Genomic DNA, 26,608 nt, shown 5'->3' with positions numbered 1-26,608 from the left:
GGCCCGATCTGCGGCACGCGGACCGGCTTGGTGACACCATTGCAGTTTGGATGTAACAAGTTAGGTGTTCCGGCTCGGAGCAGTCTCTGTCTCGCTCGTTCAAGATATTCGTCAGGTGATCGGTTGCGCTGAGGGGGAGAGTATTCATGTCGCTCACCATCGGGTTGCTGATGATACTGACTGGCCTCGCCATCATGGCATTCGGCCTTTTCATGTTCTATGCGTGGCTTCCACTACTCTATGCCCTTATTGGTTTCGACGTCGGCCTTCTACTGGGTCGGGCATTCACCGGGGATGTTGGTGCAACTGCGATTGTCCTCGGACTTGCCGGTGCGTTTATTCTTGGTGCCGCATCTTATATTCTTGAGCCCTATCGGCGCGTTTTGCTCGGCGTTTCCGGCGGCATCCTGTTCGGCCTTTCTGTGGCCGCCGCTTTCGGGATTGATGGCTGGTTTGGCGGCTTCTTCGGCAGAGTGCTGGCGTTAGTCTGCGGCGTGGTGGGAGGCTTGCTCGTGCCGCGATTCTTCGACTTATTTGTTATCGTTGCATCTGCCGTCAGTGGTGCAGCCATGGTGATGACTGGGGCAAACCACATTCTCCCAGGTGTCGGATTTTTCGACCGCGCCGCCGGCGGCGTGTTGCCGTCATTGGTCACAATAATTCTGGCCGCTGCCGGCGTGAGTTGGCAACTCAGCAACATCGCAAAGTGGACTCAAATGTTGTCCGTCGGCCGCGACGTTTCAGATGCTTCGACAAGAGGCCAAGAAGGTCCGCCCCGACGTTGATTTTGCAATCCCGGGAGCAACTGTAAATATCAGTCGGCCGAGGCTACTAACGATTGAAGTGGCTTTAAAATGAAACACGACAGCTTATTGGCGGGGTGGCGAAAATTGGTCGTCGCGGCTGGTTTAGCGACGCTTGGATCAGCGCTGGTGATCACAACCTCCTTTGCGCAATCATCGGCAAATTGCCGTGCCTACGCCGAGGATTACTCTCTTCGCTATTCGGCGCCATGGGCGACGTCGAATTTCAACATCGGGGGGCGGCGCGCCGGCGTTAGTGCGCTGGCCGCCCATAGGTCCCGCGCCCTTCGACAGTCCACCCTCTTCGACAACGCCTACGCACGCTGCATGCGCGGTCGATGGCCGTAAGGAGATCCGCTCTTCTCGAGCAGCAGGCTCTGTTGGCGGATGCTGGGCTGAAGAGCGCCGCTGAAGCGCCTGATCTTGCGGTGCCCTCCTCTTGCCCGTCGATCGAATGCGATGAGCCGCGACGTCCGCTATACCGCCGCTATCGGAGGAAAAGCGGAAGTGACTCGGACATCGTAAAACTGACGCGATTGACCCGTAACCGAAGGGCTGCGAACGTTGGATTCAATGCGCGTTGCCGCCGCTAGATCCCCTCTCAAGCACCTCTGTACTGGTCGCATTCACGATCAAATCTTTCCCGTTTCGTGGCATCGACTTTCCGTCCTCACGCGCTTTTTGCTCGCGAAACAGGAAGATCGCCACTCACGTCCAATACAATGTCCCCATGCGTGAAATTGCGGAAGCTGCCGATGGCGGCCGGGCGTCCGAGCAGATAACCCTGCACCTCATCGCAAAGTTCGTCGCGCAGGAATTGAAGCTCGGCGTCGGTCTCGACGCCTTCGGCCAGCACGGGAAGGCCGAGCCCGCGACCAAGCCCCAACACCGCTCTAACAATGGTCGCGGCTTGACCGTTGGAATTGACAGATTTGATGAACGAGCCGTCGATCTTGATCTTGTCGAACGGAAATGCCCGCAAGTTAGAGAGCGATGAATAACCGGTCCCGAAGTCGTCCATCGCGATGCGGATGCCGAGAGCCTTGATCAGCCGCAGCGTGGTGAGCGCCCGATCGAAATCGCGAACAAGCGCCGTCTCGGTGACCTCGATCTCCAGACGGCGTGCCGGCAGGCCGGTTTCCAGGAGGATTTGGTGCAGCTCCTGGACGAAGTTGGCATTGTAGAGCTGCACGGCCGAGACGTTGACCGCGACCGTCAATGGTTCGGTCCACGCTGCCGCCTCGCGGCAGGCCATCTTTAACACCCAGTCGCCGATCTCCAGGATCGCGCCGGTCTCCTCGGCCATCGGGATGAAAATTGCAGGTGAAATCTCGCCGCGCGTCGGGTGCTTCCAGCGCAGCAATGCTTCGAAGCCGGTGACGGTCCCGCTCTGGACTTCCGTCTGGGGCTGATACACCAGCCGCAGCTCGTCGCGCGCAATCGCGAGTCGCAGATCATGTTCGAGCATACGGCGCTCGCGAACCTCAGCGCCCATCTTTGCTTCGAAGAAACGATAGGTATTTCGGCCTTCGGTCTTGGCGCGGTAGAGGGCCGTGTCGGCATGGGTGAGAAGCGACTGACTATCCGTCGCGTCATCAGGATAAAGCGCAATGCCGATGCTCGCCGAGATGCTGTTGATTTCCGGCGTATCGCTTGGTGCGCGCAGCGCTTCCAGAATGGTCTCGGCAAGTCGGCTTGCCGCGGCGGGATTTGCAACTCCGGGCATCAGAACGGCGAACTCGTCGCCCCCCAGACGTGCCATCATCTGACGCTCGTCGAGCACTGCGGTGACGCGCGAAGCCACGCTCTGAAGCACTGCGTCGCCCACGGCGTGGCCGAACAGGTCATTGACTTCCTTGAACCGATCGAGGTCGAGGCAGAACACGGCGAGACTGTCGCCTTTGTTTAGGGCGACAAGTTCCTGGTCGAGCCGCCCGTTGAAGTGGCTGCGATTGGGAAGTGAAGTCAACGCGTCGTGATGTGCGAGATAGTGAATGTGTTGCTCGGCCTCCTTGCGGGCTTGCAGATCGCGAACAGCGACGACGTGATGGGGCCGTCCGGCAAAAATGATCGGCCGCAGGATCAACTCAACAGGGGTCATCGAGCCGTCGAGGTGGCGTAATTCTGTTTCGATCGGCAGGCTCGATCCGGACAGCAGTTTAGCGCATGCGACCCGGTTCGGAAAACAGCGCTCAAGCCTTGCACCGACGAGACTTGCTGTCGATAAACCCGTCAGAACGGCAAAACTTGTGTTAACGGAGACAATCACCTCTCCGTCGCAAACCAGAAGTCCCTCAACCGAGGCATTCGCGAGATCGCGCATCCGGTTGACTTCAAGTTCCGAGCGGCGACGGTCTCGGATATCGAGCACGACACCCGCCAGCGCCAATCCGATAATGGCGAAGCTCGCGATCGCCACCCCCGCCGCCAGCCATGCGGCTGGCAGCGCTGATTCCGAAACCGCAATACTGGGGTCGGGAATGATCGACACTGCGCCCATCGCGGTGAAGTGATGGCTGCAGATCGCGAGCGTCAGCAGCACGGCGCCGCCGATCTTCCATTTCTCTTCCTTTTTATGAAGACCAACGGGAAGTGCGACGGCACCGATTCCGGCACCGAGTACAATCGATGCGAAGACAAGAACAGGATCCCACAGGATGATGCCCGCGATTTCAAATGCAGCCATTCCGGTGTAGTGCATCGCGGCGATGCCACCGGCGACGATGGCGCCGCCAATCCATGGCCCATGGCGCCCGTTCGGAATGAGGGAGATAGCAAGTCCTGCGCCGGTCAGCAGGATGGCCGCGAGTAACGACAGGATGGTTAAGGCAATATTATAGCCGCTCGGGATTCCCGGTGTGAACGCAAGCATCGCGACGAAGTGCGTTGCCCAGATACCGAAGCCGGTGGATATGGCCGATACCGCAAGCCACACGCGCCGCATGTGGCCGCTCGATTTGCAGGCATGATGAAGCAGATTAATCGCTGCGAAAGACGCCAGGATGCAGATCACGGCCGCGAGGCCGACAAGCCTCAAATCGTGGGCGTAAGCGATGCAATTGTAGACCTTGAACATGTTACAATTCCGCAACAGCGGGAATACCGCGGTTGCGGGAAAATCTAGTGGTAAAACCGTAAGAAGCGGTAAAGCCATCCGGCCCGGCAGAGGATGTGCCCGGCAGGCAGGTCGGTGTATGATGAGATCCCCGACGTGACCCTCAGGCCGTCGGATGACCGGGCGTGAAGGTCATGGGACATGACCGATATTGGCACACACCATGGGCAGCTACGTCTCGCGAAGTCCGCTTCTCGGGGTGCGCAGACTTGCTGGGGGTCATGGATTTTTCTCATGCCGCGGCTGGGTCTTCTGCTCGCGCGACGTGCGATTCTGAAAGAGTTCTGGCGGTTTGAAAGACCGGCGCTGCGCCTGAACGCTAAAAGCCAAACATATCCGAATAGCTCACAGGATTTTGAGCGGATTGGTCGTGGAGAACGGCAAATTCGCTCGCAGGCCCATCCATCACAACAGTGAGGGTTGAATGGAACAGCCGCGCCAACTTTCCGGGCGTTCCGTGCTTGGACGGCTTGTGCTGATCGCCGTCGTCATCGGTGGCGCTGCTGCCGCCTTCGCCTACACGGCGGGATGGTTCTCGCCGCAGCGCCTCACACCGGACAAGATGGTGGATGCGTTCAAGCCGCCGACCGCCGTGCCGCTCGGCCATCGGCGAAACCACGCCAAGGGTATCTGCTTCACCGGAATATTCGAAGCGAACGGCGCCGGGTCTGAGCTGTCGCGGGCCCAGGTTTTTAACCGCGGCCAGTATCCGGCGCTCGGGCGCTTCAATCTCGGCACCCCTAATCCGAACGCGCCGGATGCGACGGTACGGGTGCGGGGCATCGGGCTGCAGATATCGACGCCGGACGGCCAGGAATGGCGCACCGCCATGATCAATCCACCATTCTTTCCAGTGTCAACGCCGCAAGCATTTTATGAGATGCTGCGCGCATCGGCGAGCAAGGACCCGAACGCGATGAAGACATTCAGCAGCGCGCATCCGGAGTTTTCGGCATTCGACGCATGGGCCAAGAGTGCGCCCTGGACTGGCAGCTATACGGAACAGCGATTCAACAGCCTTAACAGCTTCATTTTCACCGCCGGTTCCGGCGTAGAGAGTACGGTGCGATGGTCGCTCTTGCCGGCGGCGCAACCCGTTCCGGTCTCGCGCGATGATCTGGCGAAGCGCGACCCCGACTTCCTCGAGCAGGACGTCACAGAACGAGTGCGCAGCGCACCGGTGCGCTGGACCATGGTAGTGACCGTCGCCAATCCGGAAGATCCAACTGCCGATCCGAGCAAGGCCTGGCCGGATGAGCGTCGTACAGTCGAGGTCGGCACGCTCATCGTTCAGCAGATCCAAGCCGAGCGGGACGGTCCCTGCCGTGACATCAACTTTGATCCGACCGTCCTGCCTTCGGGCATCCGGACATCGGACGACCCGTTCCCAAGCGCGCGGTCATCCGTCTACATCAAATCATATGACCTTCGTGCGGCGGAGGCCAAGTACTATCCACGAACTGCAACGGACGCCAAGCCATGATCGGCCTCCGCCAACATTTCACCCCGCTCCAGCGCCTGCTGCACTGGCTCATGGCGGTCTGCCTTCTCGCGATGCTCTTCGTCGGCGTGGGCATGGTGTCCACCATCACGCCGAAATATCTGACGCTCGTTTCGATTCACAAATCGCTCGGCATCACCATTCTGGTACTCGCGTTGATCCGCCTGGCAGCGCGCCTGCACTATGGCGCGCCGAGACTGCCGGCCGACCTGCCCGAGCCGCTCAAGCTCGCAGCGCACCTGTCGCATTACGCGTTCTATGTCCTCATGATCGTCATGCCGCTGCTCGGCTGGGGGATGCTGTCGGCCGCCGCCTATCCGGTCGTGCTGTACGGGGGCGTTCGCCTTCCACCAATACTGCCGCAGAGCGACAGCCTGCATACGCTGCTATGGAATGCGCATTTCTACCTGGCTTTCGTATTCTTCGCGCTGATCCTGATGCACGTCGCCGCGGCGCTTTTCCATGCGCTCATCCGACGCGACGGTGTGTTCGACTCGATGGCGCCCGTGCCGGCTCACGATGAGGTCGCGCCCGCTGAGTGACGCAAATCCACCAAAGTCCGGGGCTTTCGCTCGAAAACGCTACTCCGCCGCCTGCCGCACATAGCGCGCGGTCGGCGTCCGCATGGTCACGAGTTCTTCCGCCGCGGTGGGATGCAGCGCCATGGTCGCGTCGAAATCGGCCTTAGTTGCTTTCATTTTGACGGCGATGCCGAGCACCTGCACGATTTCGGCCGCGCCGTCGCCGACGATGTGACAGCCGACGACGCGGCCGGTGGTGCCATCGACAACCAGCTTCATCAGAACCCGCGTATCGCGGCCTGACATCGTTGCCTTCATCGGCCTGAAGTCAGTTTTGTAGATATCGACGTGGCTGAATTGCGCGCGCGCCTGCGCTTCCGTCAGTCCCACCGTGCCGACCTCCGGCTGGGAAAACACCGCCGTGGGAATGTCGACATGGTCGACTTCAATCGGCCGCTTGCCAAACACCGTATCGGCAAACGCGTGACCCTCGCGGATCGCGACCGGCGTCAGGTTGAGGCGATGTGTGACGTCGCCGATCGCGTAGATGTTCGGCACCGAGGTGCGCGAAAAATTATCGACCGCGATCCCGCCATTGCTCGGATTAATGGCGACGCCGGCCTTCTCCAGCCCGAGATTGGCGACGTTGGGATGCCGGCCGATCGCGAACATCACCTGATCGGAGGCGACGCTCGATCCGTTGGACAGATGCGTGGTGAACTCCTTGCCGTGCCTGTCGACCCTGCTGACCGTGTTGCCGGTGAGAATGGTGATGCCCTGCTTTTCCATCTCGGCGCGCACATGGGTGCGGACGTCGTCGTCGAAGCCGCGCAGGATATTTTCGCCGCGATAGATCACCGTCACGTCGGAACCGAATCCGGCGAAAATGCCGGCAAACTCCAGCGCGATGTAGCCGCCGCCTTGAATCATGATGCGCTTCGGCAGCTCGGCCAAATGAAACACTTCGTTGGACGAGATCACGTGGTCGATGCCGGGGATCGCAAGCCCGTGATTGGGAGCACCGCCGGTCGCGATCAGCACATATTTTGCTTTCACAGCCTCGCCCGTCGTGAGCCGAAGCGTATGGGCGTCCTCGAACACCGCGCGCGTCTTGACGATACGCGCGCCGGATTTTTGCACGTTGGCGGTATAGGCCGCCTCCAGTCGTGCGATCTCCTTGTCCTTGTTGGCGATCAGGGTCGGCCAGTCGAACGTCGCGGAAGGAATGGTCCAGCCGAAGCCCGCGGCGTCCTCGATCTCCTGATGGATGTGGGAGGCATAAACCAGGAGCTTCTTCGGCACGCAGCCGCGGATCACGCAGGTCCCGCCCATCCGGTATTCTTCGGCAATCATGACGCGCGCGCCGTGACCGGCGGCGATCCGGGCGGCGCGCACGCCACCCGAACCTCCTCCGATGACAAACAGATCGACGTCGAACTCAGCCATATTGCCCGACCGAACACTAGAGCTTCAATAAAACCGACGCTCTAATCGTTGTTTTGACGCATTCTCTTCACGCGAACCGAATGCACTTTGCTCGAGAACGCTGTAGTTGCGGGATCAGATTTCCTTGCCGCGCTTGCGCATCTCGGCGCGGAATTCACCATTGACGCTTTCGGCAAAACCCTGCGCCCACTGGTTCATATAGGACATGCTGAACTGAATGGCCCTCGGCTCCGACGCGAGCAGCTTCTGACCAAGCGGCGACTTGTAGAACGTGACCAGATCCTTCAGCTCCTGCTCGCTGAATTCGTTGGCGTAAACTTTCGCCATCCCTTCCCCGATTTCCTTTTCGCGACCGGCAAGCTTTTGGGCGACGACAACGGCAACTTCATTGAGATCTTTTTGGTAGTTGAGGTTGCTTTGCATCAACTGATCTTTGGTCTGCTGGACGATGTTGGGAACGGCGTTGGCATACATGGCGCTTGCATTTTTCATCGCCAGAATTTCCTTTGCCGCCGAGATAGCCGACGAGGAAGCTTCCTTGAGCGGAGGCGCCTTCTGTTGTGCGCCCGCCGGAACGACCGTCAGAGCCAGCCCCAATGCGAGGCCCGCAGCCGAAAAAATTCTAGAAAAGCTCTTCATTCCGATTCTCCTAACATTGCGGCGTTACGGCCGTTCAACAACGCGAATTCCCTGCGAGCCCGCCAGTATCGCCATGCCCGCAAGACCGATGAACAGCCCGTGATCGACCACGCCCGGGATGACGGCCAGCAAGCCCGCCAGGCGCGGAGCATCGGCTATTCGTCCAAGATGGGCGTCGACAATCCAGTGGCCGCCGTCAGTGACAAAAACGTGACCGTCCTTGCCCGTTCGGACCACCATTTGCCCGGAATTGCCGCTTTCCGCAAATGCCTTTCCGATCGCGTGTTGCGTCGCCGCCAGCCCGAACGGAATGACCTCAACCGGTAGTGGAAAGCGGCCGAGATCTGCGACCCATTTGGAATCATCGGCGATCACGATCATGCGATCGGACGCCGCGGCGACGATCTTTTCGCGCAGCAACGCGCCGCCGCCGCCCTTGATGAGGTTGAGAGCCGGGTCGATTTCGTCGGCGCCATCCACCGTCAGATCGAGCCGATCAATGTCGTCAAGCGTCGTCAATGGAATGCCGCACCGTATCGCGTCGATGCGGGTCGCTTCCGATGTCGGCACGCCAACGACGTTGAGCCCGGCGCGAACCCGTTCGCCCAAAAGTTCGACAAAATGTTTCGCAGTCGAGCCGGTGCCGAGACCGAGCTTCATGCCGTCGCGGACATGTTCAAGCGCGCGGGCCGCCGCTTGGCGTTTCAATTCGTCCATATTCACGTGCAAACGATGCCCCAGGAGCCGCTCACCGGTCATGCACCGGCGACGTCGGCGGGCCATATCTAGCGTCGTTTTCCCGCGAGGAACAGCGCTATAAGCGGCCTTTGGAGCCGCAATCAGTGAACCGGCACCTTGTCCATCGCCGCCAGGATGGCCGCGAACCGCTCCTCAACCTCGCTGCGCATGTCGGGATGGGTAAAGACGTAGAGTTCGTCGTCCCTGACGGCGGCCAGGACCCGCGCGGCAACGGCCGCAGGTTCCAGGCCGGCCTCGAGTTGCCGTGCAATCTCGGCGACCATGGCTGCCGCCGGGCTCGCCGGATCCAGCGGCTGCGCCGGACCATACCGCTGCGGCCGATTGCGCCCGCTCTCGCCGATACGGGTGCGCACGAAGCTCGGACAAAGCACGCTCACGCCAATGCCGTGGGGCCGAAGCTGCATCGCCAGGCCCTCGGACATGCTGACCACCGCAAATTTGCTCGCCCCGTAGGGGCTGAAGCCGAGCCCGCTGTATATGCCGGCCATCGACGCGGTGTTGACGATATGACCGCCTTCGCCGTGGGCGCGGATGTGGGGCAGAAAGCTCTTGATGCCATGAAGCACGCCCATCAGATTGACGTCGAGCACCCACCGCCAATTGTCGAGCGAGATAAGGTCGATGCCGCCGCCCGCCGCGACGCCGGCATTGTTGCAGACCACATGCACATTCCCAAACGCTTCGAACGAGGCCTGCGCGGCCCGCTCCACACTTGCGGGATCTGCAACGTCACAGATCGTGCCGCGCACATTCGGCGCGAATGCCTGCAGGTTTTTGACGGCCGCCTGCAGCGCGTCCGTCTCGATATCGGCCAGCATCACGTTCATGCCGGCTTCCGCAAAGGCCCGCCCGAGTGCGAGCCCGATGCCGCTTGCCCCGCCGGTGACAAAGGCTGTCTTGCCTGCAATCTCTCGCATCAGTGCCTCCCGGATCGGCCGAAGCCTTCATCTCGTAATTGCATCTCCTACTTGCATGATCGTTCGGGGACCGATAGCGATTTCTCGATGACCTCTCCCCGCACCGTTGTATTCGATCTTGACGGCACGCTGGTTGATACGGCGCCCGATTTGATCAATGCGCTCAACTTCGTTCTTGACCGCGAGGGCCTGCCCCCGGTGCCGCTGCAATCGGCGCGCAACATGATTGGCGCGGGTGCCCGCAAGCTGATCGAACGCGGCCTGGAATTGGAGGGCCGCACGGCCGGGGTCGAAGACATCACCCGGCTTACGAATGACTTTATCGACCACTATGCAGCGCATATTGCTGACTTTTCGCGCCCGTTCGAGGGCCTGGAAAGCGCGCTCGATGAGCTGGCCGCACGCGGATTTCGCTTTGCGGTTTGCACCAACAAGCTGGAGTGGCTGTCGAAGCTGCTGCTCGACCAGCTCGGATTGAGTTCGCGATTTTCTGCGATTTGCGGCGCAGACACCTTCGGCGTTTCGAAGCCTGACCCGGCCATACTCCGGCAGACGGTCGCGCGCGCGGGCGGGCAGCTGTCGTCGGCGATCATGGTCGGCGATGCCGGCCCCGATATCGGCGTAGCCCGGCGCGCCGGTATTCCCGTGATCGGCGTTGAATTTGGCTATACCGATGTGCCAATCGCCGATCTCAAACCGGATCTGCTGATCGGTCACATGAGAGATTTGACTGCGGCAGTGGAAAGCCTGATGTTGCAGAGAAAGGTCATACAAGTATTTTAAGTATTTGCTTCCATTCGATATTTTTCAGTACTCCATCCGGAAATTAACCATCAATTTGCGATGCAGGTCCGCGCGGTTGCGCCCCTGTCCTGACGCTCCTATGGTCCGCGCGGGGATTGTGGCAGTTTGCCGCAGTAAGTGACGGATAGATCATGCGTCGTGTCATCGTGATTGCCATGGCGGGGGCAAGCCTGGCCGGCTGTTCCTCGCTTTCTCTGGACGCCTTCAAACCAACGCCGCCAACCGTGCAGGTCCAGCTCGAGTCGGTACCGCCAGGAGCGGACGCCCTGACATCGCTAGGGCCGGGCTGCAAGACCCCCTGCTCCGTCGCCGTGCCCGCGCCCGAGGCTGGTTTCTCGGTCACCTACACGCTGAACAAGTTCCAGCCGGCAACGGTCCCGGTACAGGTGATCCGTAGCCCCGGAGATTTCTCCTCCCCTGCCTCGACGACCGTCGATCCCAACCCGGTGATCGCAGAGCTCCAGCCGGCGGGCCCGCCGCCGAGGGCAGCCCGGAAAATGCTGAAGCCGAAACAGCCAACAGCGCCCAAAGCCGCCGCGGCGCCTGCGGGATCGCCGTTCCCCGACCCGGCGCAAGCACCCCCGCCGCCTGCGGCCAGCCGCTGATCGCCGGCACCGCACCAGGAAGGTGCGGATTGTGCGCGGATTGCATCATGCATACATTGGGATCATAAACTTTGCGTCGCGCCCATCATGGCGGCTGCCGCAGTGACAAGGCGTATTGAATGACCGGACCCTCCAATACATCGCTGACCCGCCCGATGACCGACCCGTTTGGCCGGACGATCAGCTATTTGCGGGTATCGGTCACGGATCGCTGCGATCTGCGCTGCTTTTATTGCATGTCCGAAGACATGACATTTCTGCCCAAAGCCGATTTGCTGACGCTCGAAGAGCTTGATCGGCTTTGTTCGGCGTTCATCGCCAAGGGCGTACGGAAGTTGCGGCTGACCGGCGGCGAGCCGCTGGTCCGGCGCAACGTGATGTCGCTGGTGCGCTCGCTCTCGCGCCATCTCGACACCGGTGCGCTCAATGAACTGACGCTGACGACCAATGGCTCACAGCTGGCGCGTTTCGCCGGCGAGTTGCGGGACTGCGGGGTACGCCGCATCAACGTATCGCTGGACACGCTTGATCCGGCGAAATTCCGCGCCATCACCCGTTGGGGCGATTTCGACAAGGTCGTGGCCGGCATCGAGGCCGCGCGATCGGCGGGTCTCGCTGTCAAGATCAATGCGGTTGCGCTGAAGAATCTGAACGAGGATGAAATCCCCTCGCTGATGGAATGGGCGCACGGCAAAGGCATGGCGCTTACGCTGATCGAGGTCATGCCGATGGGCGACATCGGCGAAGGGCGCATCGACCAATATGTGCCGCTGTCGCTGCTTCGCGCGCGTCTCGCCAAGCAATTCACCTTGACCGACCTCGACGATAATACCGGCGGGCCCGCCCGTTACGTTCGCGTCAGCGAGACCGGTGGCAAGCTCGGCTTCATCACGCCGATGACCCACAACTTCTGCGAGTCCTGCAATCGGGTGCGGATCACCTGCACCGGGACGCTACATACCTGCCTCGGCCACGAGGATGCCTCCGATTTGCGCAAACCGCTGCGGGCGTCCGGCGATGATGACCTGCTCAGCGCGGCGATCGATCGTGCCATCGGCCTCAAGCCGAAGGGCCACGACTTCATTATCGATCGCAGGCACAACCGCCCGAGCGTCAGCCGCCATATGAGCGTCACCGGCGGCTGAATTCCGGCCCCTGATTCGTCAGGCCATCCCGCTGTTTGCCCCCCGCGTCAACTTGTCCATTTTTCAATTGACGGCGCCACAACGCGCTGAAATGGTGCGGCTGCCTTATGCTTGCTCGGCTGTATAGGCCGCTGCGCCTGACGGGCGCGGTCAAGACGGCAAAGGTATTTTGGGGGAGGACTATCGTTGCAATCGCTCTTGCAGATGAGCCATGACGTCACGCGTTTAATGCGTGGTGGCGGAGCGATGCTTGTTGAAACGATCGGCGTGCTCTGATGGCGACCGCCGGAGAGAACGCGATGCGTCCATTGTTGGCAGTTAGCCGAGCTATCGACCAGATCAACGAAAAGATCGGCTACATCTGCAATTTTCTCGTCCTGGCTGCCTGTATCGTAAGCGCCGGCAACGCAATGATCCGCTACGCGTTCGGTTACAGCTCGAACGGCTGGCTTGAACTGCAGTGGTACATGTTCGCCATCCTCGTCATGTTCGGCGCGTCGTACACGTTCAAACGCAACGAACATGTTCGAGTCGAAATATTCTACTTGCTTCTCTCCGAGCGGGGCCAGCTCTGGCTCGACTTGATCGGCACACTTTTCTTCCTGATACCGGCGTGCCTTCTGCTTAGCTATCTTTCCTGGCCATTTTTCATGCAAGCCTACTCCGTTGGTGAAATCTCCGGCAACGCCGGCGGCTTGGTCCGCTGGCCGATTAAAATTGTGGTACCGGCCGGTTTCGTGATGTTGGCGTTGCAGGGCGTCTCAGAAGTCATCAAGCGCATCGCTGCCCTCCAAGGTCATGTGACGATCGATGCGAAATATGAGAGGCCGACACAATGATCACGCTGGAAATGATGCCACCGCTGATGTTCGGCGGTTTGGTTCTGTCCATGCTGATCGGCTTCCCGGTAGCCTTTACGCTCGCCGCGGTAGGACTTTCGTTCGGCTTCCTAGCGATCCATCTCGGTTTCTTTGACCTGAATTTTCTTCAGGCGATTCCGGGCCGCATATTCGGCAGTGTTCTTTCGAACGAACTTCTGCTCGCGATACCCTTCTTCACGTTCATGGGTGCAGTCCTCGAGCGGTGCGGTCTTGCAGAAGACATGCTCGATTCGATGGGGCAGCTCTTTGGACCGATCCGCGGCGGCCTCGGCTACTCAGTCATCATCGTCGGCTTCATCCTTGGAGCCATCACCGGTACGGTGGCGGCGCAAGTTATCGCCATGGCGATGATCTCGATGCCGGTGATGATCCGCTACGGCTACAATATCCGCTACATCACCGGCGTGCTGGCGGCGTCCGGGACGATCACGCAGCTCGTGCCCCCCTCGCTCGTGCTCATCGTGCTGGCCGATCAGCTCGGCAAGTCGGTCGGCGATATGTATCTTGGGGCGTGGGGACCGTCGCTTTTCCAGATCGCACTGTTCGCCGGCTACACGTTTTTGCTTGGCCTCATCAAACCGGACCATGTGCCGCCGGTACCGAAGACCGAGTTGACGCTGACCGGCTGGCCGCTTTGGCGCAAATGTCTGCTTGGCATCATCCCCTCGGCCGTGCTGATCTTCGTCGTACTCGGCACTATGATGATGGGTCTTGCAACGCCGACCGAGGCTGGCGCCATGGGCGCGGTCGGCGCCATCGTGCTCGCAGCGATACACAGCAAGGAATTCAGCACGACGGGCCACAAAATCTTGGTCGCCGGTGTGATCGCCGCCGGTATCGGCACCATAATCGGCATGTTCTTTACAGCGGGACTTATCTTCAAGATCGCTTTTGCCATCACCTATTTCGCGGTGGTGTGGATTTGCCTCGAGGCGGTCCGCATTCCCGCCCTGCGAGACCTGATCAAGCAGGGCTATCAGACGACAATGCGCATTACCACCATGGTGGTGTTCATCCTGATCGGCTCAACCTGTTTCTCGGTGGTGTTCCTCGGCGTCTCCGGCGGCGTATGGTTAGAGCATCTGCTTACGTCGTTGCCCGGCGGTGTCTGGGGCTTCCTGATCTTCATCAATCTCTTCATTTTCTTCTTGGCGTTCTTCCTGGATTTCTTCGAGATTGCCTTCATTATTCTGCCGATGATCGCTCCGATCGCGCAGAAACTCCTGACGCCGGTTGTCGGACCGGATGCCGCGCTGATCTGGTTCGGCGTGATGCTTTGCGTGAACATGCAGACGTCGTTCCTGCATCCGCCATTCGGGTTTGCGCTGTTCTATTTGCGCGGTGTCGCTCCGAAATCAGTGAAGAGCTCCGACATCTATTGGGGCGCGCTGCCCTGGATCGGATTGCAGTTGATCATGGTCGCACTCGTGATTGCCTTCCCGATCACCGTGACCGGCCTGCTCGACAGGCCGCTGAACGTCGATCTGAACAAGATCAAGATCGAGGTTCCGGAGATCGAACTTCCGCCGCCGCTGGATTTCGGTCCTCCAGCAAAACAGTAGCAATTCTGTTTTCGTCAACAGAAACCCCGGAGCTTTCGCACCGGGGTTTTTATTTGCCTTTAATGTTCTGCGGACGCGATCAACCCTGCGGATTGCGCGCCATGAAGCTGTCGTAACCGAGCTCCGCGACCTGGAACCATTGGTATCCGTTGTTCGAGAAAGCGGTCATCGACTCCAGCACCTTCTTGAAATTCGGATTGGTCGCCGCAGTTTCGGTGTATAGTTCCTTCGTAGCCTTGAGGCAGGCCTGCATAATCGGCGGCGAAAACGAATGCAGCTTGCTACCGCCGGCCAGCAATTTGCGCAGCGCCGGCGGATTACCCTGATCGTACTTCGCCATCATCCAGTTGTTGGCATACTGTCCAGCCTGCTCGATAATGGCTTGATAGTGCTTGGGCAGCGCATTCCATTTCTCGAGATTGATGTAGGCCATGAGCATCGGGCCGCCTTCCCACCATCCGGGATAATAGTAGTGCGGCGCGACCTTGTAGAGGCCGAGCTTCTCATCATCGTAGGGACCGACCCACTCGGCGGCATCGATGGTGCCTTTTTCGAGCGCCGGATAGATATCGCCACCGGCGAGCTGCTGCGGGACGACGCCGAGCTTCTGCAAGACACGCCCGGCAAAGCCGCCGATGCGCACCTTGAGCCCCTTCAAATCATCGACGCTGTTGATCTCCCTGCGAAACCAGCCTCCCATCTGGCAGCCGGTATTGCCCGCGAGAACGGAATGAACATTGTAGCCCTTGAAGAAATCGTTGAGGAGTTCCTTGCCGCCGCCGAGCATGTACCATGCCTGATTGATGCGCTGGTTGGGCCCGAACGGCACCGCCGTGCCGAAGGCAAATGTCGGATCCTTGCCGAAGTAATAGTAGGACGCCGTATGTCCCATCTCGACGGTGCCATTTTGCACGGCGTCAAGAACCTGCAGGCCCGGTACGATTTCGCCAGCGGCAAAGGTTTGAATCTGGAATTTGTTGTCGGTGGCTTCGCCGACCGCCTTCGCCATCTGCTCGACGCCGCCCCACAGCGTGTCGAGCGACTTCGGCCAGCTTGCCGTCATGCGCCATTTGATCTCCGGCATCGATTGCGCGATCGCCGGCGCTGCCAGCGTCGCAGCACCTGCCACGCCTATTCCGGTGACCTTGATAAAGTCTCGTCGCTTCATTGAGTTTTTCCTCTCCTGGGGGGTGTGTGTCAGCCTTCTTGTCGAGGCTTGTTCCCAGCATGGAACATCCGGTTTTGGATTTCCATGGTGAACTTAGCTGCCGCAATGCAAAAAGCCCGGCCTTGGAAGGCCGGGCTTGCGGTCTGCGACTTACGAGGTGGCCCTGGTTCTCAAACCAAGGCCCTATCTTTTGTTTGGCACGTTTTCTTGACGCGAACCGGTAGCCGCTGCGCTCGAAAACGTTACCGATCAGCCGCGGGTGCGCGAGCGGATCATGAAGCTGTCGAAAGTATATTCGGCAACCTGCCACCACAGATACTGGTCGGAGCGATAGGCCTGCATCGCGTCGATCGATTTCTTGAAGTCGGGGTTCTTCGCGGAAATTTCAGCCCACAATTCGTTGGTCGCCTTCAGGCAGGCTTCCAGCACCTCGTTGGTGAACGGGCGAAGCTGCGTGCCGCTGGCAACCAGGCGCTTCAACGCCGCCGGGTTCTGCATGTCGTAGCGCGCCGCCATCCAGGCATTGGCATTGGCTGCCGCATTGGTCAGAATTGCCTGATAGCTCTTTGGCAGCGAATTCCACTTTTCAAGATTGCAGAAAGCGTGGACTGTCGGGCCGCCTTCCCAGAAGCCGGGGTAATAATAGTATTTGGCAACCTTCTGGAAACCGAGCTTCTCGTCGTCGTAAGGGCCAACCCATTCGGCGGCATCGATCGTGCCCTTCTCAAGCGCGGGGTAGATGTCGCCGCCGGCGAGCTGCTGCGGCACCACGCCAACCTTCTGCAGCACCTGCCCTGCAATGCCTCCGATGCGGAACTTCAGACCGGAGAGATCGGCAACCGTCTTGATCTCCTTGCGGAACCAGCCACCCATCTGGGTGCCGGTATTGCCGCAGGGGAATGCGATCACGCCGGATTTCTTGAAAAACTCGTTACCCAACTCCTGACCACCGCCCTGATACCACCACGAGTTCTGCTGGCGCGCATTGAGGCCGAACGGCACCGATGCATAGATCGCGAAGGTCGGATCCTTGCCGACGTAGTAATATGAGACGGTGTGACTCATCTCGACGGTGCCGTTGGAGGTTGCGTCGAGCGCCTGCAAACCAGGAACGACCTCGCCGGCGGCAAAGACCTGAATCTGAAATTTGTTGTCCGTCATTTCGGCGACGTACTTGGAAAGCTCCACAGCGCCGCCGTAGATCGTGTCGAGCGACTTCGGGAAACTCGACGTCATGCGCCACTTCACCTCGGGCGAGGATTGCGCGATCGCCGGCGAGGCCACAGCGGCCACCGCGGCACCGGTTGCCGAAACTTTCAAAAAATCACGACGCTTCATTCAGGCATCTCCTTGTTGGGCGTTTCCCAGATTTCCAACATGGCCCTGCGGCGGCGCGATTCTGCGTCGTCCCGGGCGCTCTGGCGGGCGGTCTTTAACACGGAAGTTCAGCCGCGGAATACGGGACAAAGGACAAAGGCATGACAGCATTTATTAAACGAAAGTCGCATATGTTAGGGAAACGGGCTCAGGCCGCAGCGATAACGCCGCGAAGCTGATCGCGGACTTTTGCACCGATCGCCCGATAGATCGCGGCGTGCGGTCCATCCGGCTCACTCTCCACGACGGGGGTCCCCGAATCCGACGTGGCGCGAATCGACATGTGCAGCGGAATTTCGCCCAAAAACGGCACCGCAAGCCGCTCCGCCTCCTGCCGTGCGCCGCCGTGGCCGAAGATGTCCGATCGCGTGCCGCAATGCGGGCACTGGAAATAGCTCATGTTTTCGACAATGCCGAGAACCGGCACATTGACCTTCTTGAACATCGCGAGCCCGCGCCGCGCATCGATCAGGGAAAGATCCTGCGGTGTCGAAATAATGATCGCGCCCTTCAGCGGCACATTCTGCGCCAGCGTCAGTTGCGCGTCTCCGGTGCCGGGAGGCATGTCGACCACGAGGATATCCAGCGTACCCCACGCCACATCCCGCAGCATCTGCGTGATGGCCGACATCACCATCGGCCCGCGCCAGATCATCGCGGTGTTTTCCTCGACCAGAAAGCCGATCGACATGATCGCCAGACCGAAGCGCGCAATCGGAAGCATCTTCCTGTCGTCGTTCAGCTGCGGCTTCTCGCGAATCCCGGTCAATCTCGGGACCGATGGCCCATAGATATCGGCATCAAGTAAGCCGACGCGCAAGCCGAGGTCGCGCAGGCCAAGCGCCAGATTGAGCGCGGTGGTCGATTTTCCGACACCCCCTTTGCCGGAAGCCACCGCAATGACCGCAGCGATGCCGGGAATTTCCGACTGCTTCGACATCGGCGAGGTCGGACTTTGCGGCGGCCGATGCGATGAGACATGCGGCACGCCCTGCGCGGGACGTGGCGGCGGCGGCGCGGCCGCGGAACCGGGCTTGCGCTCGGCGGTGAGCGCGATCATCGCTACGGTGACGCCGGGAATCGCCCGCACGGCCGCTTCGGCCTTCGCGCGCACGCTTTCCCATGCGCCGGCCTCTGCGGCATCGACGTTGATCGACAAGAACACTTTGCCATCCTTGGCGGTGATTGCCGACAACACATTGGCGTCGGTCAAGGCGACGCCGCGCGGCGACGTCACCTTGGCGAGAGCGTCGAGAACCTGCTGCTGCGTTATGCTCAATGCCTGTCTCCTATCCCGAGGCGACACATAGAGCGATCCCGTGAAAAAGGATACCGCTCTTGCGCCGCATCAGGGCTCCAGCAGCATGGTGATCCCGAGTCTCAGCCCTGTTCTTGAGCCGCTTCATAATTGAGTTCGATCATCACGCCATTGGGGTCGTTGACGAAAATCTGCCAGAGATCGCCGCCGGGCACCTGCCGCACGTCGAACGCCATGCCCTTGGACTGAAGCCGCTGCTTCATGCCGGCAAAACCACGGCTGGCGAAAGCGACATGATGGACAACGCCTGAATCCGGCTTCTGTTGCTCATCCGTCGGGGAAATATCGACGAGATGGACCACGGGCTTACCCTCGCTGTACATCCATGCCCCGGGAAATGCGAAATTCGGCCGGTCGCCCTTCTTCAGTCCCAGGGCATCCTCATAGAACCGGACCGTGTCGGCGAGCTTTCGGGTCCGGATGTTGAAATGATCGAGCACGCCTACACTCATGCAATGTCACTCCCTTTATCTTGAAATGGTGGTTGCCGAAGGCTCTTCCTAGCATAAATCCTTGCATAGCCGCCAAACGAGGACATTGCCCTTCATGCTGCAGCGTTTAATGTGGGGTTCTTCGTCTTCAGCGGAACCTGTTTCGAGACACCGAACCAGCCCACCCGCCCCTCTCCAGCATACGGCCAGGCGAATGCAAAGGCCGTCCAAAACCCAAGGTTGCAAATATGGCTAAAGTCGCTTTTCTCGGTCTCGGCGTCATGGGCTTCCCGATGGCAGGACATCTGGTGAAAAAAGGCGGTCACGAGGTGACGGTCTTCAACAGGACGTCGTCCAAGGCGAAGGCATGGGCCGAAAAATTCGGCGGCCGCACGGCGCCGACGCCGAAAGCTGCAGCGGAAGGCCAGGATTTCGTCATGGCCTGCGTCGGCAACGACAACGACCTCCGTGCGATCACGATCGGCGCCGACGGTGCATTCGCGGGCATGAAGCGAGGCGCGACCTTCGTCGATCACACCACCGCCTCGGCCGAGATTGCGCGCGAGCTCGATGCGGAGGCGACCAAACGCGGCTTCAAGTTCGTCGATGCCCCGGTATCCGGCGGACAAGCCGGTGCGGAAAACGGCGCGTTGACCGTGATGTGCGGCGGCAGCGAAGACGCTTGCGCAAGCGCCGAGCCCGTGATCGCGGCCTATGCCAGGATGTGCAAGCGGCTCGGGCCAGCGGGCTCAGGCCAGCTGACCAAGATGGTCAACCAGATCTGTATTGCCGGCCTGGTCGAAGCACTCTCGGAGGGCATTCATTTTGCGAAAAAAGCCGGACTCGACGTCCACGCGGTGATCGACACCATCTCGAAAGGCGCCGCGCAGTCCTGGCAGATGGAAAACCGTTACAAGACCATGAACGAGGGAAAATTCGACTTCGGCTTTGCGGTGGAATGGATGCGCAAGGATCTCTCGATTTGTCTTGCCGAGGCACGGCGCAACGGAGCCAGCCTGCCGGTCACCGCGCTGGTCGATGCGTTCTATTCGGAGGTCGAGAAGATGGGCGGCAAGCGTTGGGACACTTCCAGCCTGCTCGCCCGCTTGGAACGCTGAGCTTCGCACTCAACAACGAGCTTCGTAACCACAAGCGTGTCACCCTCGCGACTGTAGTCGAGGGCTGCCGCAAGCAGCCCTCGCTCGCTTAATGCCGATGCCTGTTCCGTGAAGACCTTTGCGGCTATGGCGCAGCGCGGCGCGAAAAAGGCGAGCAAGCAGGCGGCCAAGTCGAAGGTGTCCGCCTCACACATGGCGCGCGCGATCTGCAAAACTTCCCGTTGCCCGTGGCCCCGATCAACAAAATCGCCAACAAAAATTGCCCTTCGGGTTTCGTGCCGCGCCCTCGACCTCGGTATAGCCTGGCTTGATCAGTAGTCGGCGAAGAGCATCCGCATATCCGCCGCCTGCTTGAACGGCACTGCTTCGTCGTCCGCCTTGCGCAACAGCGCTACCAGCGTCTCAATTTCGCGCTTTGCCATGGCCAGATCGCGAACCAGTTCGGCGCCGCGCGCGCTCTCCTCGTCGAGCGCTTGACGACGTGGCGCCGTGTGCGTGCGGTCGGCTCTTGTCGCGCGGCGGCCTCCTGCGCGAGGGCGGCCGTTTTCACGCGCTCCTGTCCGAGCGATTGTGCGGTCTTCGCGGCTTCCGCCTGCTTGAGCTGCCCTGTTTCCTCGCTCGCCTTGCGCAATTGCACCGCCTGCTTCTCAATTTCGCGCTGCGCCGTCGCCAGTTCGCTCGCCAGTGCGGCACGGCGGGCGCGTTCCTCCTCCAACGCTTGACGATGTTGCGCCGTGCTTGCGGTCAGCTCTTTTCGCGCGGCGGCGGCCTCCTGCGCGAGGGCGGCCGTTTTCTGCCGCTCCTGTCCGAGCGATTGTGCGGTCTTCGCGGCTTCCGCCCGCTTGAGCTGTCCTGCTTCCTCGCTCGCCTTGCGCAACAGCGCCGCCTGCTTCTCAATTTCGCGCTGCGCCGTCGCCAGTTCGCTCGCCAGTGCGGCACGGCGGGCGCGTTCCTCCTCCAACGCTTGACGATGTTGCGCGGTGCTTGCGGTCAGCTCTTGTCGCGCGGCGGCGGCCTCCTGCGCGAGGGCGGCCGTTTTCTGCCGCTCCTGTTCGAGCGATTGTGCGCTGTTTGCGGTTTCTGCCTGCTTGAGCTGTCCTGCTTCCTCGCTCACCTTGCGCAATTGCGCCGCCTGCGTTTCCATTTCGCGCTGCGCCGCCGCGAGTTCGCTCCACAGTGCGGCACGGCGGGCGCGTTCCTCCTCCAACGCTTGACGATGTTGCGCCGTGATTGCGGTCAGCTCTTGTTGCGCGGCGGCGGCCTCCTGCGCGAGAGCGGCCGTTTTCTGCCGCTCCTGTTCGAGCGATTGTGCGCTGTTTGCGGTTTCTGCCTGCTTGAGCTGTCCTGATTCCTCGCTCGCCTTGCGCAATTGCGCCGCCTGCGCTTCAATTTCGCGCTGCGCCGCCGCCAGTTCGCTCCACAGTGCGGCACGGCGGGCGCGTTCTTCGTCCAGCGCTTGACGATGTTGCGCCGTGCTCGTGGTCAGCTCTTGTTGCGCGGCGGCGGCCTCCTGCGCGAGGGCGGCCGTTTTCTCGCGCTCCTGTCCGAGCGATTGTACGGTCTTCGCGGCCACCTGTTTGAGCTCCCCTGTTTCCTCGCTCGCCTTCAGCAGCGCCGCCTGCGTCTCAATTTCGCGCTGCGCCGTCGCCAGTTCGCTCGCCAGTGCGGCACTGCGCGCGCGTTCCTCGTCCAGCGCTTGACGATGTTGCGCCGTGCTTGCGGTCAGCTCTTGTTGCGCGGCGGCGGCCTCCTGCGCGAGGGCGACCGTTGTCTCGCGCTCCTGTCCGGGCGATTGTGCGGTCTCCGCGGCTTCCGCCTGCTTGAGCTGCCCTGTTTCCTCGCTCGCCTTGCGCAATTGCGCCGCCTGCGTCTCAATTTCGCGCTGCGCCGTCGCCAGTTCGCTCGCCAGCGCGGCACGGCGGGCGCGTTCCTCGTCGAGCGCTTGACGATGTTGCGCCGTGCTCGTGGTCAGCTCTTGTTGCGCGGCGGCGGCCTCCTGCGCGAAGGCGGCCGTTTTCTCGCGCTCCTGTCCGAGCGATTGTGCGGCCTTCGCGGCTTCCGCCTGCTTGAGCTCTCCTGTTTCCTCGCTCGCCTTCAACAGCGCCGCCTGCGTCTCAATTTCGCGCTGCGCCGTCGCCAGTTCGCTCGCCAGTGCGGCACTAAGCGATTGTGCGGTCTTCGCGGCTTCCGCCTGCTTGAGCAGCGCTGTTTCCTCGCTTGCCTTCAACAGCGCCGTCTGCGTCTCAATTTCACGCTGCGCCGTCGCCAGTTCGCTCGCCAGTGCGGCACTAAGCGATTGTGCGGTCTTCGCGGCTTCCGCCTGCTTGAGCAGCGCTGTTTCCTCGCTTGCCTTCAACAGCGCCGTCTGCGTCTCAATTTCACGCTGCGCCGTCGCCAGTTCGCTCGCCAGTGCGGCACTGCGCGCGCGTTCCTCGTCGAGCGCTTGACGATGTTGCGCCGTGCTTGCGGTCAGCTCTTGTCGCGCCGCGGTGGCCTCCTGCGCGAGGGCGGCCGTTTTCTCGCGCTCCTGTCCGAGCGATTGTGCGGTGTTCGCGGCTTCCGCCCGCAGTTGCACATCGAGCCCTTCGATGGCGCGCCCGGCGTCGGCAAGCTCATTCGCCAAAACCTCGGGACGCTGCGCCTTACCCAGAAATTGTCGCGCTTCCGGCGCGGACGCCTCCACGGCCTGCTTGACCTGCGCAGCCTGCTTGACCTGCGCAGCTTCCTGCGCCCCCGACTGCGCTCTGGCCTGATCGGCCTCGGCGTGCTGCTCAAGCGCCAATACGTCGGTCTTCCCCGAGTCCTGGCTCGGCAACCGGGTCTCTTGCTCGACGATCGTGCCGACCCTAACGATATCCCGTTGACCGGCGTCTCGGGTGACATAAAAAAACAGGCCGATGAGCGCTGCCGCTGCAACGACGTCGACGAAGAAATTATAGCGACGCCGCCATCCCGACGGCCCGACCTGAGAGGGGTTGCTGGATCCTTCGTCCTCCTGCAGGAGATATTTGTCGCGCGACATTGGATGCCAATGCGTCGGCGCGATTTTGATTGGCTCGCCGGATTCACCGACCCATGCACCCACCTCGGGCGACCAGTGAGCGAGGTAATAGGTCCCACTGGCGTCATCCTCGAGAATGACGACTTTCCCATCTCTCGGTGCGGTCTCGATGGCATGGCGCATGCAGACGCCTGTTCTGCGTGTAGCACGAGCTGGATAGAGTTTTCCGGGAGCGGCATCTCTGACTTGACGCCCGTCAATAACAAATGGGCAGTGTAGGTACGGCGTCCGAATGGGGAACTTCAACGAGTGAGATGTGTGGATCACGGCTACATTCTGGAGTTGACAAAATGCGCGTGTAACGTAGCGCGGTTCCGATAAATCCTTTGTCGACGGGCTTCCTCTGCCACCCGCAGCGCCTTGACCAATTCCTGACCTCGCAATTTTTTTGCATGTTGATTTTTGCTGCGATGCAACCACCGCGGCCGGCTCACCGGACCGCGCCGATATGTCCTAAGCCTTCCAAAGCGCCTGTGTGCATAATCTCCTTCCAAAGCGCCTGTGTGCATATTCTAATGGATATCAACTCCATCACTTAGGCACTGCGATAACCGAGGCCTCCGGTTACCTACAAGGCGCGAGGATGAAATCTTCGTTCAAGCAAGAACAGGCGAAGCTTTGCCGCAGGCTGGCCATCTCTCTTACCGATCAGGTCGAGAAGAGCCGCTTGTTGCGGTTGGCTGAGAAGTATGAGGCCAAAGCGGATGCCGATGATAAGAAGCCCATCAGCCGGTTGAAGGCCCTTTGCAAGAACTGGAACGATACGACGCTTCGGCGTTTTTGGAGATGATGCCTTATTTCGGTTCTCAATTTCGGTCGTTAACGGATATTCGTCGCCAGCATTTGAAAATCAGCGACTGGCTGAGCAGATCGCCCGACTGGAACCGTACCCTTTCGAGAGGCCCGCGGAACAGGCAAATTTAATCTCCCGTTAACGAGATTCTTTAGCCCTTTAAGGCAGCTCTTAATGATTTAGCGCCAGAGATAGACAATGCAAAAGCTCGCGCTGTTCGCGGGCAGGATTTTGTGTTGTTTGATGAGTAATCCCGCAGATAAGCCTGAAGTTGTCCAGCTTCCGGCTGAACCGCCGATTGCAGCGCCGGTCAGTCACCGCCGCATAGCCGCGCAGCGGGTGCGCGAGGCGCGCGACCGGTTAACGTCGACCAGCGGAACCCGCCCCGCCTTCGATCGCGAGCTGCTTCGGCAATATGTCCAAACCCGCATCTCGGCATCCTATGTCGTGATGCTGCTCGTGGTGGCGACCGGCTTGCTGTTCGGCTTTTGGGTAGAGCCGGTTTCGGCGGCGGCGTGGACCTGCGGCATGCTCTGCATTCATGCCGTCGTCATCCGCAACTGCGCCAGGTTCCTCGCCGAGTCGCCCTCGGTCACCGCAACCCGGAAGTGGCGAACGCGATTTATCCTGCTCGATCTGCTTTATGGAATGTGCTGGACGGCGATCCTGATCCACCCGACAAGCTCCGACGTGGTCTCGAACACGCTGATGATGTTCCTGATGCTGCTGGTAATCGCGGTATCAAGCATGCTCGCCGCCAGCCTGCCGATCGCCGCTCTTGCCGTGACCGTTCCGGTGACGTCGGCGATTGCCCTGAATTTCGTGCTGAGCGGCACGTTCGACAATTACGTTCTCGCGGGGCTCGCGCTCGCCGCCGAAGCCTACTTTGCGCTGCTCGCCCATCGTCTGCATTCCACGACGCTCGCGACGTTGGAGGCGCGTGCCGAAAAGGACGCGCTGATCGGCGAGCTTGAGCAGGCGAAATCGATATCCGATGAGGCGCGGCACCGGGCGGAGGCGGCCAACGTCGCGAAATCGCGGTTTCTCGCGCAAATGAGCCACGAGCTGCGAACGCCGCTCAATGCGATCCTCGGATTTTCCGAGGTCATGAAAAGCGAAATTTTCGGCGATCATGCGGTACCGGTCTACAAGGAATATTCCGCCGACATTCATAATTCTGGCGTGCATCTCTTGAATCTCATCAATGAAATTCTCGATTTGTCGCGGATCGAGGCCGGCAGGTACGAGCTCAACGAAGAAGCGGTGTCGCTCGTGCATGTCGTCGCCGACTGCCATCACTTGCTGAAACTGCGCGCCTCCAGCCGCGGCATCACCATTCACGAGGTGTTCGAGCATGGCATGCCGCGGATTTGGGGCGATGAGCGCGCCACACGTCAGATCGTGCTCAATCTGTTGTCGAACTCCATCAAGTTCACGCCCCAGGGCGGGGAGATCTGGCTGAAAGTCGGATGGACCGCGTCGGGCGGGCAATATCTGAGCGTCAAGGATACCGGCTCCGGCATCGCGGAGGACGAAATCCCCATCGTGCTGGCGTCGTTCGGTCAGGGATCCAATTCGATCAAATCCGCCGAACAGGGTGCCGGCCTCGGGCTGCCGATCGCAAAAAGCCTGATCGACATGCACGGCGGCACATTTACGCTGAAATCAAAACTTCGCATCGGTACCGAGGTCATCGTCACTTTCCCGCCGGAGCGCGTGATGTCGGCGCTGGCTCCGATGGCCGAAGAAGCTCCGCCGCTGCAACCGGAAACCGCCAGCACCGGGACCGCCGACGACAAGCGCCGGGCCCGCAACAGGCCGATCATGAACGCCGGCACCGGATTGTAACTGGAGCACTTGCGCCAACGAGAAAATACCCATCACTGTCCCTGAATGAGCAAAGAAACGCCGTGTATCGCAGTCTGCATCATCGATCCCAAATCCAGCCTCTGCTTCGGCTGCGGCCGTACGCTTCCGGAGATCGCGCGCTGGCAGCGAATGGAACGCGCGGAGAGGCTTGCGGTGATGGCACTGCTGCCGGCGCGCATGGCCGACGCTGGCCTGTCTCAGCCCGAAATGGCGGGGAATCAAAAGCGCGACTGACCAACACCTGCATGGGAGGCCCGCTGTGAGCCGCTTCTTGCTCGTCGTTTTCCTGCTCGCTGCGACGGCCGGCGCTGTCGTCGCCTATAAAGATCCAGAACAGGTCGCCCGCGCCAGCGACACCGTCTCGGACTTGCTGCGCAACCGGACGACAGCTGCAACGCGCGCCGTGCAGATCTCGCGCGGTCAGGGCGGTGAATTCGCGCTGCGGGCCAAAATCAACGGCGTAAGCGCGCCGATGGTGATCGACACCGGGGCGACTTCGGTCGTACTGACCTACGAGACGGCAAAGGCGGCCGGGCTGCCGCTGGAGTTGCTCGAATACAATGTCAACGTCGAGACCGCCGGCGGACATACCAGGGCGGCACGGCTGACGCTCGATCGCCTTGCCATCGGCAAGCTCGTCGAGCGTTCAGTCCCGGCGCTTGTGGTGCCGCACGGACAGATGAAGACCAATCTGCTCGGCATGAGCTTTCTGGACCGGCTGGAACGCTGGGAAGTGCGCGCCGACCGCCTGATGCTGCACGGCTATCCGTAGCGC

The 26,608-nt window shown here is 60.7% G+C and carries 24 protein-coding genes and 1 pseudogene; 14 read left to right on the top strand and 11 right to left on the bottom strand.

The window, feature by feature from the left end; all coding sequences use genetic code 11:
• Positions 1-146 precede the first annotated feature (146 nt).
• Positions 147-785: a hypothetical protein gene (locus tag N554_RS0103780; RefSeq protein ID WP_029582255.1), complete on the top strand. Its 639-nt coding sequence runs from the start codon at positions 147-149 to the stop codon at positions 783-785.
• A gap of 688 nt (positions 786-1,473) precedes the next feature.
• On the opposite strand, the gene N554_RS0103775 is transcribed toward N554_RS0103780, so the two are convergent.
• Positions 1,474-3,879 carry a bifunctional diguanylate cyclase/phosphodiesterase gene (locus N554_RS0103775; RefSeq protein ID WP_029582254.1) on the bottom strand — a complete coding sequence of 802 codons (2,406 nt, stop codon included), beginning with the start codon at positions 3,877-3,879 and terminating at the stop codon, positions 1,474-1,476.
• 273 nt (positions 3,880-4,152) lie between these two features.
• Between N554_RS0103775 and N554_RS39545 the strand changes: the two genes are divergently transcribed.
• The 3 genes from N554_RS39545 to N554_RS0103765 are packed head-to-tail and all read left to right on the top strand — an operon-like array spanning position 4,153 to position 5,961.
• Positions 4,153-4,335: a hypothetical protein gene (locus tag N554_RS39545; RefSeq protein WP_156041761.1), complete on the top strand. Its 183-nt coding sequence runs from the start codon at positions 4,153-4,155 to the stop codon at positions 4,333-4,335.
• Positions 4,336-4,342: 7 nt separating this feature from the next.
• A complete protein-coding gene (locus N554_RS0103770; protein ID WP_029582253.1) occupies positions 4,343-5,401 on the top strand; it encodes a catalase family peroxidase in 1,059 nt (352 codons plus the stop codon).
• Positions 5,398-5,961 carry a cytochrome b gene (locus N554_RS0103765; RefSeq protein WP_029582252.1) on the top strand — a complete coding sequence of 188 codons (564 nt, stop codon included), beginning with the start codon at positions 5,398-5,400 and terminating at the stop codon, positions 5,959-5,961. Before N554_RS0103770 ends, N554_RS0103765 begins: the two co-directional genes overlap by 4 nt.
• A gap of 39 nt (positions 5,962-6,000) precedes the next feature.
• On the opposite strand, the gene gor is transcribed toward N554_RS0103765, so the two are convergent.
• From gor to N554_RS0103745, 4 genes are all read right to left on the bottom strand, one after another.
• Positions 6,001-7,386: a glutathione-disulfide reductase gene (gene gor, locus N554_RS0103760; RefSeq protein WP_029582251.1), complete on the bottom strand. Its 1,386-nt coding sequence runs from the start codon at positions 7,384-7,386 to the stop codon at positions 6,001-6,003.
• A gap of 114 nt (positions 7,387-7,500) precedes the next feature.
• A complete protein-coding gene (locus N554_RS0103755) occupies positions 7,501-8,025 on the bottom strand; it encodes a DUF2059 domain-containing protein (RefSeq protein ID WP_029582250.1) in 525 nt (174 codons plus the stop codon).
• Positions 8,026-8,049: 24 nt separating this feature from the next.
• Entirely contained in the window at positions 8,050-8,748 is a 699-nt protein-coding gene (rpiA, locus tag N554_RS0103750; protein ID WP_029582249.1) for a ribose-5-phosphate isomerase RpiA, read from the bottom strand.
• Positions 8,749-8,864: 116 nt separating this feature from the next.
• Positions 8,865-9,701, bottom strand: coding sequence for an SDR family NAD(P)-dependent oxidoreductase (locus N554_RS0103745; protein ID WP_029582248.1), 837 nt, complete (start codon positions 9,699-9,701; stop codon positions 8,865-8,867).
• 87 nt (positions 9,702-9,788) lie between these two features.
• Between N554_RS0103745 and gph the strand changes: the two genes are divergently transcribed.
• From gph to N554_RS0103720, 5 genes are all read left to right on the top strand, one after another.
• Complete coding sequence (gene gph / locus N554_RS0103740) at positions 9,789-10,484, top strand: phosphoglycolate phosphatase (protein WP_029582247.1); 696 nt, start codon at positions 9,789-9,791, stop codon at positions 10,482-10,484.
• Positions 10,485-10,636: 152 nt separating this feature from the next.
• The gene (locus N554_RS0103735; protein WP_029582246.1) at positions 10,637-11,110 is read left to right on the top strand and encodes a hypothetical protein; all 474 of its coding nucleotides are present in this window, start codon (positions 10,637-10,639) and stop codon (positions 11,108-11,110) included.
• A 119-nt stretch (positions 11,111-11,229) separates the two neighbouring features.
• A complete protein-coding gene (gene moaA, locus N554_RS0103730) occupies positions 11,230-12,255 on the top strand; it encodes a GTP 3',8-cyclase MoaA (protein WP_029582245.1) in 1,026 nt (341 codons plus the stop codon).
• A gap of 299 nt (positions 12,256-12,554) precedes the next feature.
• On the top strand, positions 12,555-13,094 hold the full coding sequence (locus N554_RS0103725) for a TRAP transporter small permease subunit (protein WP_029582244.1): 540 nt from the start codon (positions 12,555-12,557) through the stop codon (positions 13,092-13,094).
• Entirely contained in the window at positions 13,091-14,698 is a 1,608-nt protein-coding gene (locus N554_RS0103720; RefSeq protein ID WP_029582243.1) for a TRAP transporter large permease, read from the top strand. The genes N554_RS0103725 and N554_RS0103720 overlap by 4 nt, the downstream gene beginning before the upstream one ends.
• A 79-nt stretch (positions 14,699-14,777) precedes the next feature.
• Here the strand turns inward: N554_RS0103720 and N554_RS0103715 are convergent, their stop codons facing one another.
• The 4 genes from N554_RS0103715 to N554_RS0103700 form a co-directional block, all read right to left on the bottom strand.
• Positions 14,778-15,866: a TRAP transporter substrate-binding protein gene (locus N554_RS0103715; protein ID WP_029582242.1), complete on the bottom strand. Its 1,089-nt coding sequence runs from the start codon at positions 15,864-15,866 to the stop codon at positions 14,778-14,780.
• A gap of 249 nt (positions 15,867-16,115) precedes the next feature.
• Complete coding sequence (locus tag N554_RS0103710; RefSeq protein ID WP_029582241.1) at positions 16,116-17,204, bottom strand: TRAP transporter substrate-binding protein; 1,089 nt, start codon at positions 17,202-17,204, stop codon at positions 16,116-16,118.
• Between the two features lie 187 nt (positions 17,205-17,391).
• On the bottom strand, positions 17,392-18,522 hold the full coding sequence (locus tag N554_RS0103705; protein ID WP_029582240.1) for an Mrp/NBP35 family ATP-binding protein: 1,131 nt from the start codon (positions 18,520-18,522) through the stop codon (positions 17,392-17,394).
• 101 nt (positions 18,523-18,623) lie between these two features.
• The gene (locus N554_RS0103700) at positions 18,624-19,013 is read right to left on the bottom strand and encodes a VOC family protein (protein WP_029582239.1); all 390 of its coding nucleotides are present in this window, start codon (positions 19,011-19,013) and stop codon (positions 18,624-18,626) included.
• Between the two features lie 227 nt (positions 19,014-19,240).
• Here N554_RS0103700 and N554_RS0103695 point away from each other — a divergent pair, with 227 nt between their 5' ends.
• The gene (locus N554_RS0103695) at positions 19,241-20,110 is read left to right on the top strand and encodes an NAD(P)-dependent oxidoreductase (RefSeq protein ID WP_029582238.1); all 870 of its coding nucleotides are present in this window, start codon (positions 19,241-19,243) and stop codon (positions 20,108-20,110) included.
• 17 nt (positions 20,111-20,127) lie between these two features.
• Here N554_RS0103695 and N554_RS41700 read toward each other — a convergent pair.
• A pseudogene (locus tag N554_RS41700) lies at positions 20,128-20,232 on the bottom strand (recombinase family protein); the annotation flags it as partial.
• A 269-nt stretch (positions 20,233-20,501) separates the two neighbouring features.
• The gene (locus N554_RS37145; RefSeq protein ID WP_029582237.1) at positions 20,502-23,294 is read right to left on the bottom strand and encodes a hypothetical protein; all 2,793 of its coding nucleotides are present in this window, start codon (positions 23,292-23,294) and stop codon (positions 20,502-20,504) included.
• Between the two features lie 460 nt (positions 23,295-23,754).
• Here N554_RS37145 and N554_RS0103680 point away from each other — a divergent pair, with 460 nt between their 5' ends.
• The 4 genes from N554_RS0103680 to N554_RS0103665 all read left to right on the top strand — a co-directional run bounded on the left by N554_RS0103680 (position 23,755) and on the right by N554_RS0103665 (position 26,605).
• Complete coding sequence (locus N554_RS0103680; RefSeq protein ID WP_029582236.1) at positions 23,755-23,961, top strand: hypothetical protein; 207 nt, start codon at positions 23,755-23,757, stop codon at positions 23,959-23,961.
• A 246-nt stretch (positions 23,962-24,207) separates the two neighbouring features.
• A complete protein-coding gene (locus tag N554_RS0103675) occupies positions 24,208-25,812 on the top strand; it encodes a sensor histidine kinase (RefSeq protein ID WP_029582235.1) in 1,605 nt (534 codons plus the stop codon).
• A 45-nt stretch (positions 25,813-25,857) separates the two neighbouring features.
• On the top strand, positions 25,858-26,067 hold the full coding sequence (locus tag N554_RS0103670; RefSeq protein WP_029582234.1) for a DUF1289 domain-containing protein: 210 nt from the start codon (positions 25,858-25,860) through the stop codon (positions 26,065-26,067).
• 25 nt (positions 26,068-26,092) lie between these two features.
• Positions 26,093-26,605: a TIGR02281 family clan AA aspartic protease gene (locus tag N554_RS0103665; RefSeq protein ID WP_029582233.1), complete on the top strand. Its 513-nt coding sequence runs from the start codon at positions 26,093-26,095 to the stop codon at positions 26,603-26,605.
• Positions 26,606-26,608 lie beyond the last annotated feature (3 nt).

Source organism: Bradyrhizobium sp. URHD0069 (assembly GCF_000701345.1).
In the GTDB taxonomy this organism is placed as follows: Bacteria; Pseudomonadota; Alphaproteobacteria; order Rhizobiales; family Xanthobacteraceae; genus Bradyrhizobium.
The sequence above is the reverse complement of the archived record's forward strand: the minus strand, read 5'-3'. Positions and strand labels throughout refer to the sequence as shown.

Excerpts from the sequence above, each read along its gene's own strand:
- gph (WP_029582247.1), top strand. The coding sequence starts at position 9,789 with ATGACCTCTCCCCGCACCGTTGTATTCGATCTTGACGGCACGCTGGTT.
- N554_RS39545 (WP_156041761.1), top strand. The coding sequence starts at position 4,153 with ATGCCGCGGCTGGGTCTTCTGCTCGCGCGACGTGCGATTCTGAAAGAG.
- moaA (WP_029582245.1), top strand. The coding sequence starts at position 11,230 with ATGACCGGACCCTCCAATACATCGCTGACCCGCCCGATGACCGACCCG.
- N554_RS0103775 (WP_029582254.1), bottom strand. The coding sequence starts at position 3,879 with ATGTTCAAGGTCTACAATTGCATCGCTTACGCCCACGATTTGAGGCTT.
- N554_RS0103765 (WP_029582252.1), top strand. The coding sequence starts at position 5,398 with ATGATCGGCCTCCGCCAACATTTCACCCCGCTCCAGCGCCTGCTGCAC.
- N554_RS0103670 (WP_029582234.1), top strand. The coding sequence starts at position 25,858 with ATGAGCAAAGAAACGCCGTGTATCGCAGTCTGCATCATCGATCCCAAA.
- N554_RS0103755 (WP_029582250.1), bottom strand. The coding sequence starts at position 8,025 with ATGAAGAGCTTTTCTAGAATTTTTTCGGCTGCGGGCCTCGCATTGGGG.
- N554_RS0103710 (WP_029582241.1), bottom strand. The coding sequence starts at position 17,204 with ATGAAGCGTCGTGATTTTTTGAAAGTTTCGGCAACCGGTGCCGCGGTG.
- N554_RS0103680 (WP_029582236.1), top strand. The coding sequence starts at position 23,755 with ATGAAATCTTCGTTCAAGCAAGAACAGGCGAAGCTTTGCCGCAGGCTG.
- gor (WP_029582251.1), bottom strand. The coding sequence starts at position 7,386 with ATGGCTGAGTTCGACGTCGATCTGTTTGTCATCGGAGGAGGTTCGGGT.
- N554_RS0103780 (WP_029582255.1), top strand. The coding sequence starts at position 147 with ATGTCGCTCACCATCGGGTTGCTGATGATACTGACTGGCCTCGCCATC.
- N554_RS0103695 (WP_029582238.1), top strand. The coding sequence starts at position 19,241 with ATGGCTAAAGTCGCTTTTCTCGGTCTCGGCGTCATGGGCTTCCCGATG.
- N554_RS0103725 (WP_029582244.1), top strand. The coding sequence starts at position 12,555 with ATGCGTCCATTGTTGGCAGTTAGCCGAGCTATCGACCAGATCAACGAA.
- N554_RS0103720 (WP_029582243.1), top strand. The coding sequence starts at position 13,091 with ATGATCACGCTGGAAATGATGCCACCGCTGATGTTCGGCGGTTTGGTT.
- N554_RS0103700 (WP_029582239.1), bottom strand. The coding sequence starts at position 19,013 with ATGAGTGTAGGCGTGCTCGATCATTTCAACATCCGGACCCGAAAGCTC.
- N554_RS0103745 (WP_029582248.1), bottom strand. The coding sequence starts at position 9,701 with ATGCGAGAGATTGCAGGCAAGACAGCCTTTGTCACCGGCGGGGCAAGC.
- N554_RS0103675 (WP_029582235.1), top strand. The coding sequence starts at position 24,208 with ATGAGTAATCCCGCAGATAAGCCTGAAGTTGTCCAGCTTCCGGCTGAA.
- N554_RS0103735 (WP_029582246.1), top strand. The coding sequence starts at position 10,637 with ATGCGTCGTGTCATCGTGATTGCCATGGCGGGGGCAAGCCTGGCCGGC.
- N554_RS0103770 (WP_029582253.1), top strand. The coding sequence starts at position 4,343 with ATGGAACAGCCGCGCCAACTTTCCGGGCGTTCCGTGCTTGGACGGCTT.
- N554_RS37145 (WP_029582237.1), bottom strand. The coding sequence starts at position 23,294 with ATGCGCCATGCCATCGAGACCGCACCGAGAGATGGGAAAGTCGTCATT.
- N554_RS0103715 (WP_029582242.1), bottom strand. The coding sequence starts at position 15,866 with ATGAAGCGACGAGACTTTATCAAGGTCACCGGAATAGGCGTGGCAGGT.